The following is a 12,220-nucleotide window of genomic DNA, read 5'->3' as shown; positions in this document are numbered from 1 at the left end:
AAAAATCTCCGAAAAAAACTACTGGACTGAATTGATCACGAACTCTTCAATCGCCTGCTGATTGCTCCACGACTTGGTCAACTTCACGGCCTCGGCCGCCTCAAGCCATTGGTAAGCGTGATGCTCGGTAATTACCGGATCGCGCTCCTCGGGCAACGCCAGACAGAACCAGTGCTCTTTATTGCGCGTGGTTCCCGGCGCATAGCGATGTCGCAAATGGACAAAGAGTTCAAACTCCACGCAGCGCTGGCAATCGAACAACGGCAGGTGCTCTGCTTCGATATCGATGCCCACTTCTTCCATGACCTCACGCCGTGCGGCATGCGGCGGCGACTCATCCTGTTCCAGGCTGCCGGTGACCGACTGCCAGAACTCGGTATCGTCGCGCCGCTGTAACATCAGCACCCGACCACTGGATTTCGCGTAAATCACTACCAGGATAGATTCAGGGCGCTTGTAACTCATCACTCGCTCTCTTGTTCCGCACCGGCTTTCTTTACCACACTGATCGCCAGCTCCTGCAGCGACGCCGGGTTGGCGAAGCTCGGTGCGTCGGTCATCAGACAGGCCGCCGCGGTGGTTTTCGGGAAAGCGATGACGTCGCGGATGTTGTCGGTGCCGGTCAGCAGCATCACCAGACGATCCAGGCCGAAGGCCAGGCCGGCGTGCGGCGGCGTGCCGTACTTCAGCGCGTCCAGCAGGAAGCCGAACTTCTCGCGCTGTTCATGTTCGTCGATGCCCAGAATGCTGAATACCGTCTGCTGCATTTCGCTGCGGTGAATACGCACCGAACCGCCGCCCACTTCGTAACCGTTGATCACCATGTCATAAGCGTTGGCGATAGCGTTGACCGGCGCGGCGGCCAGCTCTTCCGGGCTCATGTCGCGCGGCGAGGTGAACGGGTGGTGCATCGCCGCCAGGCCGCCCTCTTCGTCTTCTTCGAACATCGGGAAGTCGACCACCCACAGCGGCGCCCAGCTGTCGAGTTGGGTCAGCTCCAGATCGCGTCCCAGCTTCAGGCGCAGCGCGCCCATCGCATCGGTGACAATCTTGAAACTGTCTGCGCCGAAGAACAGGATGTCGCCGGTCTGCGCGTCGGTGCGCGCCAGGACAGCTTCCAGCACTTCCGCGCTGAGGAATTTGGCGATCGGGCTCTGCACGCCTTCCATGCCGGCGGCGCGGTCGTTGACCTTCAGCCAGGCCAGGCCTTTGGCGCCGTAGATGTTGACGAAAGCGCCGTACTCATCGATCTGCTTGCGGGTCAGCTGTGCGCCGCCCGGTACGCGGATCGCCGCCACGCGGCCTTTGGCGTCGTTGGCCGGGCCGGAGAACACTTTGAACTCGACGTCCTTGACCAGGTCGGCCACGTCCACCAGCTCCAGCGGGTTACGCAGGTCCGGCTTGTCGGAACCAAAGCGACGCATCGCTTCGGCGAAGGTCATGACCGGGAAATCGCCCAGATCCACGCCCTTCACGTCCAGCCACAGTTCACGCGCCAGTTTCTCCATCACTTCACGCACCTGCTCGGCGGTCATGAAGGAGGTTTCGACGTCGATCTGGGTGAATTCAGGCTGACGATCCGCACGCAGATCTTCATCGCGGAAGCATTTGACGATCTGGTAGTAACGATCGAAGCCGGACATCATCAGCAGCTGTTTAAACAGCTGCGGAGACTGCGGCAGCGCGTAGAATTTGCCCTTGTGCACGCGGCTCGGCACCAGGTAATCGCGGGCGCCTTCCGGCGTCGCCTTGGTCAGCATCGGCGTTTCGATGTCGAGGAAGCCGTGGCTGTCCATGAAGCGACGCACGAAGCTGGTGATTTTGGCGCGAGTCTTCAGACGCTCGGCCATTTCCGGGCGACGCAGATCGAGGTAACGGTATTTCAGGCGCGCTTCTTCGCTGTTGACCTGGTTGGAGTCCAGCGGCAGCGGCTCGGAGCGGTTGATGATCTCAAGCGCGTGGGCAAACACTTCCACTTCGCCGGTGGCCATATCTTTATTGATCTGGCTGTCCGGACGCGCACGCACGGTGCCGACGATCTGGATGCAGAACTCATTGCGCAGGTCGTAGGCCTTGTCGAACGCCACTTTCTGGTCCGGATCGAAGAACACCTGCACGATGCCTTCGCGGTCGCGCATATCAATAAAGATCAGGCCGCCCAGATCGCGACGACGATTGACCCAACCACACAGAGTGACTTCCTGGCCCACGTGGGACAGATTCAACTGCCCGCAATATTCAGTACGCATACGCTATCCTTTTACACAGCCGATGCCGCGCCGGGCTACTGCGCCCCTGTCGCGCGGCTGTTATCTGATAAATTCTACTTGTTACCCGGTTTAAAATCCGTCGCATACCAGCCGGTGCCCTTAAGCTGGAAGCCGGAGGATGAGATCAACTTGGTCAACGCGGGCTGCCCACACGCCGGGCAGTCTGCCAGCGGCGCATCGGAAAATTTTTGCAATTTCTCTAACCGATGGTTGCAAGCACCACATGCATATTCATAAATCGGCATAGGTCGTTGGATTAAAGAGTGTTGAAAAAAGGGAGTCATTATAAAGGAAATTCATCCGCCCGATAAGTGCGAACACAGCATTGTTACTGCACTAAATGGCGCGTTTTTGTCCGAATCAACACATCGGTTAACAAATTTCCCATTAACCTGCGACAGTTTTTTCACGTAGCCTGATTCTCCCCCGGTTTTGCGCCGAACGCAGCTCGTCCGACGCGCCGAACAGTTTTTATCCACTTCGCAACGAGATGAAATCCATGCTGAAACTTGACGCCCAAACCACCGCTCTGGTGCTGATCGATTTGCAAAACGGTATTCTGCCCTACGCCGGCGGCCCGCACGGCGCCGACCAGGTGGTGGCGAACGCCGCCCTGCTGGCCGCGCGTTTTCGCATGCTGGGCGCGCCGGTGCTGTTGGTGCGCGTCGGTTGGTCAGACTCCTTCGCCGAGGCGCTGAAACAACCGGTGGATAAACCGGCTCCCGCGCCCGCCGGCGGTTTGCCGGCCACCTGGTGGGAGTTCCCCGCGCCGCTGGCGGTCTGCGATAACGATATTTTGATCACCAAGCGCCAATGGGGCGCCTTCTACGGCACCGATCTGGACTTGCAGCTGCGCCGTCGCGGCATCAAATCCGTAGTCTTGGGCGGCATATCCACCAATATCGGCGTGGAGTCCACCGCCCGCGCCGCCTGGGAACACGGTTATGAGCTGGTGATCGCCGAAGACGTCTGCAGCGCGCAGAACGCGGAAATGCACCGTTTCGCGTTCGAACACATCTTCCCGCGTTTGGCGCGGGTGCGCGACACCGGCGAAATTCTTGCCGCGCTCGACCGGTAACGTTAAGTTGTAGCCTGATAATCCAAGCACAAGTAAAGGAAGACGACGCCGTGATCTACATCGGACTGCCGCAGTGGCAACATGCAGCCTGGAACCGTATCGGGCTGCGTGATTTGGCGGATTACAGCCGCTACTTCAACTGCGTGGAAGGCAACACCACCTTCTACGCGCTGCCGAAACTGGACATCGTGCAGCGCTGGCGCGACATGACCGGCGACGATTTTCGCTTCTGCTTCAAATTCCCGTCGAACATCAGCCACAAGGCCGCCCTGCGCAACTGCGCCGCCGAGCTGCAGGCGTTTTACCACTGTCTGAGCCCGGTGCATCAGCGCATCGGCCAGTTGTGGCTGCAGCTGCCCGCCGCCTTCGGCCCCGATGAGCTGCCGCGCATGTGGCAGTTCTTCGAAAGCCTGCCGCAGGAATTCACCTACGGCGTAGAAGTGCGTCATCCGGCGTTTTTCGCCAAGGGCGAGGAAGAGCGCGCGTTGAATCAGGGGTTGCACCAGCGCGGCATCAATCGGGTGATCCTCGACAGCCGCCCGGTGCATTACGCCGCCCCCAACACCGCTGCCGTACGCGATGCCCAGCAGAAAAAACCGAAGCTGCCGGTACACGCGCTGGTCACCGCCGACCAACCGTTGGTGCGCTTTATCGGCGGTGACCAGTTGGCCGATAACCTGCGCTGGTTCGAAGCCTGGCAGCAAAAACTGCCGCAGTGGCAGCAACAGCATCAGCCCTATCTGTTTATTCATACGCCGGACAACGGCGATTCGCCCCAGCAGGCGCAAAAAATTTGGCAGCAGTTGCGCCTGGCGATCCCTGATTTGCCTGCGCCGCCAGACTGGCCAGAACAAGATGCACTGTTTTGACCTATTAATCTGACCAATAACATCAAATATTTCCCCGCGACAGTGAATACAATGACGGCTATGATGCTGACTGCCAGTTTTGGTTAGGGAACGGAGTTAAAAATGGTAAGCGCGCTTTATGTGGTGCTCGGCGCATTGTTGTTGATCAAACTCTCTTATGACGTAGTCAGATTAAGGATGCAGTACCGCGTAGCCTACGGCGACGGCGGTTTCTACGAATTGCAGACCGCCATACGCGTGCATGGCAACGCCGTTGAATACATTCCTATCGCTGCCGTATTGCTGGTGATCATGGAAATGAACGGCGCGGAAATCTGGATGATTCACCTCTGCGGCCTGATGCTGATGGCCGGGCGGCTGGTGCATTACTACGGTTTACGCAACCGTGAGGTTCGCTGGCGCCGTTCCGGCATGGCCGCGACCTATATCTCTTTGTTGTTGATGGTTCTGGCAAATATCTTCTATCTGCCTTGGGATCTGATTTTCAGCCTGCACTGATCCCGTTTTATCATCAGGCGGCCGCGCCGCCTGCTTCCGCTCCGCTTTTTTGCGCTTTTCTGTTAGACTACGCAGCTTCGAATTCTGAACTGATTTGCCGCTATGCCAAACCGCGATACCCTTTTCTCCGCCCCCATCGCCAAACTGGGCGACTGGACCTTCGACGAACGCGTCGCCGAAGTGTTTCCCGACATGATCCAACGCTCGGTTCCCGGCTATTCCAACATCATCTCGATGATCGGCATGCTGGCCGAACGCTTTGTGCACCCCGACAGCCGGGTGTATGACCTGGGCTGCTCGCTGGGCGCAGCGACGCTGTCAATGCGGCGAAATATCAAGGTGCCCGGTTGCACTATCATCGCCGTCGACAATTCGCCGGCGATGGTGGAACGTTGCCGCCGCCATATTGACGCCTTCCGCGCCGACACGCCGGTTGACGTCATCGAAGCCGACATTCGCGACATCGACATCGAAGACGCCTCGATGGTGGTACTGAACTTTACGCTGCAGTTCCTCGAGCCGGCCGATCGCCTGCGCCTGCTGGAGAAAATCTATCGTGGCCTGCGCCCGGGCGGTGCGCTGGTGTTGTCGGAAAAATTCAGCTTTGAAGACGCCGAAGTCGGCGAGCTGCTGTTCAACATGCACCACGATTTCAAACGCGCCAACGGATACAGCGAGCTGGAGATCAGCCAAAAACGCAGCATGCTGGAAAACGTGATGCTGACCGATTCAGTGGAAGCGCACAAAGCGCGTCTGCAACATGCCGGATTCGAGCATGCTGAGGTGTGGTTCCAGTGCTTCAACTTCGGTTCACTGATCGCCCTGAAAGCGGGGGATGCGCAATGATCGAATTCGGTGATTTCTATCAGCGCATTGCCAAGAGCCCTCTCAGCCACTGGCTGGATACGCTGCCCGCACAGCTGAGCGCCTGGCAACGCGAATCGCTGCACGGCAAATTCAAGCAGTGGTTCAACTCGGTGGAACATTTGCCGACGCTGACCCCCACCCGTCTCGATCTGCTGCACGGCGTGCGCGCTGAGATGGAGCCCGGCCTGTCGCCGGGCCAGCTTGAAGGCGTCGAGAAAATGCTGCGCACCCTGATGCCGTGGCGTAAAGGGCCGTTCTCGCTGTATGGCATCGATATCGATACCGAATGGCATTCCGACTGGAAATGGGATCGCGTGCTGCCGCACATTTCTCCGCTGGCCGGACGCACCATTCTCGATGTCGGCTGCGGTAGCGGTTATCACCTGTGGCGCATGATCGGCGCCGGCGCACATCTCGCCGTAGGCATCGATCCGATGCAACTGTTCCTGTGCCAGTTCGAAGCGGTGCGCAAGCTGTTGGGCGGCGATCAGCGCGCCCACCTGCTGCCGCTCGGCATCGAGCAATTGCCGGATTTGGCGGCGTTCGACACCGTGTTCTCAATGGGGGTGCTGTATCACCGCCGCTCGCCGCTCGATCATCTGTATCAACTGAAAAATCAGCTGGTAGCTGAAGGCGAACTGGTGCTGGAAACGCTGGTGGTGGAAGGCGATCGCCACCAGGTGCTGGTGCCGGGCGATCGTTATGCGCAGATGCGCAACGTGTATTTCATTCCTTCCGCCGAGGCGCTGAAATGCTGGCTGGAGAAGTGCGGTTTCGTCGACGTGAAGATTGCCGATATGTGCGTCACCAGTCTCGAAGAGCAGCGCCGCACCGACTGGATGACCAGCGAATCACTGGCCGAATTCCTCGATCCGAACGATCGCAGCAAAACGGTGGAAGGCTATCCGGCGCCCCTGCGCGCCGTGCTGACTGCAAAAAAACCCTAGCGCTCGCTTAATCGGGCCGGCCTGCGCCGGCCCCCAGTTACCCGTTGCTGGCATCGACAATCCGCAGCTCATAGACCATCGTCGCGTTCGGCGGGATCTGCGGCGCATAGCCCGTTTCACCGTACGCCAACGCCGGCGGCACCACCATCGTCAGCGAACCGTGATTTTTCAGATGACCGATCGCCTCGCGGAACAGCGGTGGATAGGCGGAGAGCGGCTGAGACATCACCTTTCCACTGCGATCCATATCCTGAATCACGCTGCCGTCGGTTAAGCTCTCTTTCACCACGATGTCTACCCGCGCGTTTTCCGCAATGGTTTCATCACCCGTATAATCGATGCGATACCAGAAGCCGGAAGGCGATTTCTGCGTGCCCTTCTTCTTTTTGAACTCGGCAACGAACGCCTCACCCTTGCTGGTCTGCGTCTTCGCCGCCTGGTTTCTGGCGTCACTCACCGCTTTTTCCGACTCCGCCAGCGCGCGGGTCAACTGCGCATCGCTCAACTGGTAATGGCCGTTGAAGGTATCGATCACGCCGGCCAGCAACATGGTTTTATCGGGTGTGATGCCCCAATTTTTACGCTCAGCCAGCATCGTTTGGATATCGCGCCCCAAGGCGACGCCGGCAGCATAGCTCTGTTGCTCCGGTTTTTTCTTCAGCGTTTTCACTTCCGGCAACCATTTGGCCCGCGATCTCAGCCCGCTCAGTTCGTCTTGCAAAGCTTGCTGAGCCTGATGGGCGGCAGCCAGCTCCGCTGCCGTTTTATCCGCCCGTTGCGTCGCTTCATCCCTCTTCTGCGCTGCCTGCGCGCTTTCCGCCGTCACCGCCGCCAGACGTTGTTCCAGCATTTTGGCCTGCTCGGTTTGCGCTTTGTTTTTTTCCTGCAGTTGCGCCAACTGCCGCTGCAGTTCCTCCGTCGCTTTGGCGGCTTCTATCGCCTGCTTTGCCAACGACGCCTGCAGGCTTTTCTCTTGTTGCTCGGCCTGCCGACGTTGGTCATCACGCTCTTTCTGCAGCTGCGCCAGCCGCTGTTGAAGCTCGCCCACCGCCTTGGCGGCTTCGGCTTTTTGTTGTTCCAGCGCCCTCTTCAGGCTTTTCTCTTGTTGCCCCCCCTGCTGTCGTTGGACGCCCTGTTCTTTCTGCAGCTGCGTCAGCTGCCGCTGCAGTTCATCCGTCAACTTGGCGGCCTCGACCTTTTGTCGTTCCAGCTCAGCGGCGGCCGCTTTTTTGTCCTGCTCATAACGCTGACGCGCTTTATCATTGGCGGTTTGCGCCGCCGCCAGCTTCTCCTCCCAAACCTGCTGCCGAACGTTTTCCGCCTGTTTGGGCAAGGCCGCCAGCCGTTGTTCCAGCAAGGCAATGCGCCGATCTCGCTCCGCGGTTTGTTGCTTTTGCCGCGCCAACGCGGCTTGCGCCTCGGCGATCTGCGCCTGAGCCTTGCGCTCCTGCGGCGTCAGGTTCAGCGCCTGTCGCACGCCGCTGGCGAAGTCGCTCAACGCGCTCAGATCGGGAGCCGGTGCCGGTTTATCGGCAACCGTCAGGGATGACGCAACGCGCAGCGCGGTCAGCTCCTGCTGCAGTGATTGAATAGCGGCTTGCTGTTGTTCCAGCCGAGTCTCTTTCTCACGCAGCGCCTTTTGCAACTGCGTCAGTTGCTTTCTCTGCGCAGCCGTTTCACGAAGTTGAACCGGCCGGGACGCCGGCTTTTGGATTTCCCGGGGCGGGGTAACTGCGGCGTCAGCCGCCGGTGCATCCTGTTGCTGGTAGCGCTCGGCAAACTGCAATAATGCAGGCACATCGTCATCCGCCACGACCAGCGTTGGCGCAAGCGCCAGCGATATCATCAGGCTCAGCAGTGCCTTTCTCGCACGAGGGATCATTGGGCGCGTTCTCCGCGCTCAGCCAGACCGGTCATCATGGCAGAACTGATGTCTGCGCACAGACGGCTGGTGCGATAACGATACAGGGCGTCAACGGTTTCCTGCGTGCCCGTATTGATCCGCTGGCGCACGCCGGCATACTGCGCCGCACCGCTCATCAAGGTATCGAACTCGCGTTTGAATTTCTGATATTTCTCGTTATCCATGCCGCGCATGGCATCCAGTTCGCGTTGGCACTGCTGCATGCGCTCGGCCTCACGCTGCCGCTTATCCTGCTCCGCAACTTCTTCTGCGCTGGGCGGCTTACTCAATGTAGAAACGGGCCGCTTGGCGGTCTGGCAGCCGGTCAGGGCCAAGGTCAGTAAAAGCGCAGCGGTCCAACAGTGTGCCGTTCGGGTCATTATCATTATCTCCTTGTTAAGTCCGCCGCCAACGCGCTCTGCAGTCGAGCTGACGGCTCTCCTCATTGATGCTGTGATGTTCCGGCCATCAGCCAAGCCGTGTTCGGACATGAAAATGCAGACGCAGCATTGAGAGGCATGGCGCCAATAATTCACTGCATCAATGCATATCAAAAATCATTTAATATTATGATATTTAAAGGATTTTAATTCACAAACTTATCAGCAGGGCATGACGTTCGCAAGAAGAAATGGGGGGTTGGTCGACCGAGATACCGCGTTGAAACAGGCTAATGGTCTTTACAAAACATAAAAAAAGCCCCGGCAAAACGCCGGGGCCTGGTACTTGCGTGATCGCCGAGGACTCAGTGACACGCAAAGGGGTCTTACGGCCCGGAAACCGGTTGTCAAACGCGGCTAACTGCGTGTTTATGCGCTTTGCGCCAGAGGATCAACCAAGGCCAGCGCGTTTTTCATCGCCTCCACCATTTCGCCATCCACGCAATAATGGCTAAATTCGTCAAACTCGTTATCGGAGCACATGGTGACGCCCGCCTTGCGATAACGCATGGTCGACGGCACCAGATGGCCGGAAGAGCTGTGCAGTTCATGCAGGCCGATATCGACAAACTTATGCAGATTGCTGAGGCGCACGCCGGCACCCGCCATGATCACCGGGCCTTGGCTGGCCTGGCGCAAATCGCGCAGCAACGGCAGGCCAAGTTCGGCGCTCTGCTGCTGGCCGGAGGTCAGAATGCGCGCCACACCCAGCTCGGTCAGTTGCTCCAGCGCCACCATCGGATTCTGGCACATATCGAACGCGCGATGGAACGTCACCGCCATGCCTTCGCACAGCCTCATCACTTCGCGCATGCGCGGCAGATCGATGTGCCCTTCGTCGTCCAGCATGCCAACCACCACACCGGGGAACCCCATCTCGCGAATTTGGCCGATGTCTTGTTTGATCACTTCGAAATCCACCGCGCCGTAACAGAAATCGCCACCGCGCGGGCGAACGATCGGATGCACCGGGATCGAAACCCGCTCACGCGCCAGACGCAGCGTGCCATAGCTCGGCGTCAATCCCCCTTCGCTCTGGCTGGCGCACAACTCGATGCGATCGGCGCCCGCCCGTTCGGCCGTCAGCGCACAGTCGACGCTAAAGCAACAAACTTCCAGTTTTATCATTGTCACCCCCAGATAACGGCCAACATACGGCGGCAATTGTTCATTTCTTCATTTCTCACGTAGGCTCATGCATAGGCATAAACCGGCTCAGGGTTATCACTATGGCATTCAATTTTGATCAATGGGTAGACCGCAGTCACAGTGACAGCGTTAAGTGGGATAAATATCGCGGTAGCGACATCATCCCGCTTTGGGTCGCCGACAGCGATTTCACCTCACCGCCGGCGGTGATCGAAGCCTTGCAGCGCCGCGTAGCACACGGCGTATTCGGCTACACCCACCCATCCCCTGATCTTATTGAGGTTTTTACCCGCCGCATGGTAGAGCGCTACGATTGGCACATCAAGCCTGAATGGATCATTTTCCTGCCTGGCCTGGTGTGCGGCCTGAACCTGTGCGTGCGAGCCTGCACCGAAGAACATCAGAGCACGCTGGCCCCCTCGCTCATTTATCCGCCGTTTCGCAAAGCGGCCAAATTCGCCGGGCGTAAACACCTTTCGGTATCGCTAACAGCGGTCAACCAGCGTTGGGGGCTGGATTTTTCCTCGATGCATGATCGGCTCAACGGCAACGAAAAACTCCTGTTGCTGTGCAACCCGCAGAACCCCGGTGGCACCGTGTATCGCCGAGAGGAGCTGTTGCAGCACCACCGGTTCGCTCGCGAACACGATTTAATCGTCTGTTCGGATGAAATTCACTGCGAACTGCTGCTTGAGCCCGGCGCGCGCCATATCCCCTTCGCCACCCTGAATGAAGACGCGGCCCAACGCAGCGTGACGCTGATGTCACCGTCAAAGACGTTTAATCTCGCCGGGCTCTGCGCCTCGATGGCGATCGTCCCTAATGAGGCGCTGCGACAAAAGCTGAAACGCGCGCGCAGCGGCATCGTGCCGGAGGTCAATCTGCTGGCGCTGGTCGCCGCCCAGGCGGCCTATCAATACGGGCAACCCTGGCTGGACGAGCAGTTGATTTATCTGCGCGCCAATCGCGATCGGGTGACAGAACGCATCAACGCCATGCCGGGATTGAAGTTGTTGCCGATTGAAGCCACCTATTTGGCCTGGATCGACTGCGGCGCGTTGCCGGTGGACAATCCGCATCAGTTCTTCGAGCGCGCGGGCGTTGGATTAAGCGCCGGTTTGGATTTCGGCGATCGGCGCTTTGTGCGGCTTAACTTTGGTTGCCGATGGGCCCTGCTCGATGAAGCGCTCGATCGCATGGCGCGAGCCTGTGCGGCGCTGCCTGGCTAACCTTGTTCGCTGGCGACGATGTCTCGAATGGAATACGGATGAAACTTGATCGTGACCGTTCCGTCGGTGATGGCCAGCGTCGGGTTCGGTAGCCGCTCGCCCTCGCCTTTTGGCGAGCTTTGCTTCAGCTTGATCCCCGGCGCCAACAATGCCTCATCGGCAAGGTGGCTCAACGCCCGAGCGTACAGCGTCTGAGGATCGCCACTGAGCACTAATTCGACGTGTTCCCAGCCTTCGTGCGGATAGCGCTTCTCCCCAGGATACGGCAGCTCGATGCAGTCTATCCGCCACGGCCCTACGGCCAACGGCTGAGACAAATCGAACAGACAGATAGGCCGCCCGTTGATCATCGATTCGGATAGCAGTGTCCCGCACTGCATCAGCCCCTGGCGCCAACGTTCAGCGGTGGCATTCTGGTGACAGCGCAGGGAGATGTGATCGGCGGTGAACGCGGCCAGATCAAGCCGCAATTTGGCGGCAAATTGATACAGCGCCTGCTCGAAACGCGGCAAATCGAGCGTCAGATCGTCAAGCTCGGCAACGGTCTGCAAGGGAGTGGTCATAGAAACCTCAAAACAACGGAGCGCAAAGTTAAACGCCGTAATTTACACGGTGGCGGCAGCGCTCGCCACCGTGGCGACGTTTTTCGGCGGCGGTTCAGAATGATTTTTGGTTGCGGACGGGGAGAATAAAAACCAGTTTCTTATTAAGATGACAGCTTATTAAAGCAACAGAAAAATAAAAAATAAGATTTTTCGCAAGCCATTATACCTTCTCTTCATGACGTTATGATTTAAGTTATTTTGCACAAAACTCTCTGCACTCCATTGGTCAAGTCGATTGAATAGTCTGGTTTAATCAAACCTGATTCACTTATCGAAGTCACATAAAACCATAAGCGCAACCTATTGTAAAAAAAGAAAATAAACCCCATTAATTGATGGGAAGCTAAGGATTATCTTAATTTACC

13 protein-coding genes are annotated in these 12,220 nt (G+C 58.1%); 6 read left to right on the top strand and 7 right to left on the bottom strand.

Annotated elements, in window-relative coordinates; all coding sequences use genetic code 11:
• Nucleotides 1-18: 18 nt before the first annotated feature.
• The 3 genes from nudB to ACTJJ6_RS08425 form a co-directional block, all read right to left on the bottom strand.
• The gene (gene nudB / locus ACTJJ6_RS08435; RefSeq protein WP_004932373.1) at nt 19-465 is read right to left on the bottom strand and encodes a dihydroneopterin triphosphate diphosphatase; all 447 of its coding nucleotides are present in this window, start codon (nt 463-465) and stop codon (nt 19-21) included.
• The gene (aspS, locus tag ACTJJ6_RS08430) at nt 465-2,249 is read right to left on the bottom strand and encodes an aspartate--tRNA ligase (protein WP_440802556.1); all 1,785 of its coding nucleotides are present in this window, start codon (nt 2,247-2,249) and stop codon (nt 465-467) included. Before aspS ends, nudB begins: the two co-directional genes overlap by 1 nt.
• 74 nt (nt 2,250-2,323) lie before the next feature.
• Entirely contained in the window at nt 2,324-2,515 is a 192-nt protein-coding gene (locus ACTJJ6_RS08425; RefSeq protein WP_033632845.1) for an FmdB family zinc ribbon protein, read from the bottom strand.
• A 254-nt stretch (nt 2,516-2,769) separates the two neighbouring features.
• Here ACTJJ6_RS08425 and ACTJJ6_RS08420 point away from each other — a divergent pair, with 254 nt between their 5' ends.
• The 5 genes from ACTJJ6_RS08420 (at nt 2,770) to cmoB (ending at nt 6,529) form a co-directional block, all read left to right on the top strand.
• Entirely contained in the window at nt 2,770-3,348 is a 579-nt protein-coding gene (locus ACTJJ6_RS08420) for a hydrolase (RefSeq protein ID WP_033634190.1), read from the top strand.
• Between the two features lie 53 nt (nt 3,349-3,401).
• Entirely contained in the window at nt 3,402-4,217 is an 816-nt protein-coding gene (locus ACTJJ6_RS08415; RefSeq protein ID WP_440802623.1) for a DUF72 domain-containing protein, read from the top strand.
• A gap of 102 nt (nt 4,218-4,319) precedes the next feature.
• Nucleotides 4,320-4,715 carry an MAPEG family protein gene (locus ACTJJ6_RS08410; RefSeq protein WP_004932387.1) on the top strand — a complete coding sequence of 132 codons (396 nt, stop codon included), beginning with the start codon at nt 4,320-4,322 and terminating at the stop codon, nt 4,713-4,715.
• A gap of 102 nt (nt 4,716-4,817) precedes the next feature.
• Nucleotides 4,818-5,561 (top strand): carboxy-S-adenosyl-L-methionine synthase CmoA, encoded by a 744-nt coding sequence (gene cmoA / locus ACTJJ6_RS08405; protein WP_440802560.1) that lies wholly within the window; start codon nt 4,818-4,820, stop codon nt 5,559-5,561.
• Complete coding sequence (gene cmoB / locus ACTJJ6_RS08400; protein ID WP_033640100.1) at nt 5,558-6,529, top strand: tRNA 5-methoxyuridine(34)/uridine 5-oxyacetic acid(34) synthase CmoB; 972 nt, start codon at nt 5,558-5,560, stop codon at nt 6,527-6,529. Before cmoA ends, cmoB begins: the two co-directional genes overlap by 4 nt.
• A gap of 37 nt (nt 6,530-6,566) precedes the next feature.
• Here cmoB and ACTJJ6_RS08395 read toward each other — a convergent pair whose 3' ends face one another.
• From ACTJJ6_RS08395 to cutC, 3 genes are all read right to left on the bottom strand, one after another.
• Nucleotides 6,567-8,411 carry an FKBP-type peptidyl-prolyl cis-trans isomerase N-terminal domain-containing protein gene (locus ACTJJ6_RS08395; RefSeq protein ID WP_440802563.1) on the bottom strand — a complete coding sequence of 615 codons (1,845 nt, stop codon included), beginning with the start codon at nt 8,409-8,411 and terminating at the stop codon, nt 6,567-6,569.
• Entirely contained in the window at nt 8,408-8,812 is a 405-nt protein-coding gene (locus tag ACTJJ6_RS08390) for a hypothetical protein (RefSeq protein WP_028127482.1), read from the bottom strand. The genes ACTJJ6_RS08395 and ACTJJ6_RS08390 overlap by 4 nt, the downstream gene beginning before the upstream one ends.
• Nucleotides 8,813-9,241: 429 nt before the next feature.
• A complete protein-coding gene (cutC, locus tag ACTJJ6_RS08385; RefSeq protein WP_049299189.1) occupies nt 9,242-10,000 on the bottom strand; it encodes a copper homeostasis protein CutC in 759 nt (252 codons plus the stop codon).
• A gap of 101 nt (nt 10,001-10,101) precedes the next feature.
• Here cutC and ACTJJ6_RS08380 point away from each other — a divergent pair, with 101 nt between their 5' ends.
• Nucleotides 10,102-11,250 carry a MalY/PatB family protein gene (locus ACTJJ6_RS08380; protein WP_440802566.1) on the top strand — a complete coding sequence of 383 codons (1,149 nt, stop codon included), beginning with the start codon at nt 10,102-10,104 and terminating at the stop codon, nt 11,248-11,250.
• On the opposite strand, the gene ACTJJ6_RS08375 is transcribed toward ACTJJ6_RS08380, so the two are convergent.
• Nucleotides 11,247-11,813: a VOC family protein gene (locus tag ACTJJ6_RS08375; protein WP_016927427.1), complete on the bottom strand. Its 567-nt coding sequence runs from the start codon at nt 11,811-11,813 to the stop codon at nt 11,247-11,249. The two genes, ACTJJ6_RS08380 and ACTJJ6_RS08375, sit on opposite strands and share 4 nt — an antisense overlap.
• Nucleotides 11,814-12,220 lie beyond the last annotated feature (407 nt).

The sequence above is a fragment of the Serratia sp. 22278 genome (assembly GCF_052045405.1).
In the GTDB taxonomy this organism is placed as follows: domain Bacteria; phylum Pseudomonadota; class Gammaproteobacteria; order Enterobacterales; family Enterobacteriaceae; genus Serratia; species Serratia marcescens.
The sequence above is the reverse complement of the archived record's forward strand: the minus strand, read 5'-3'. Positions and strand labels throughout refer to the sequence as shown.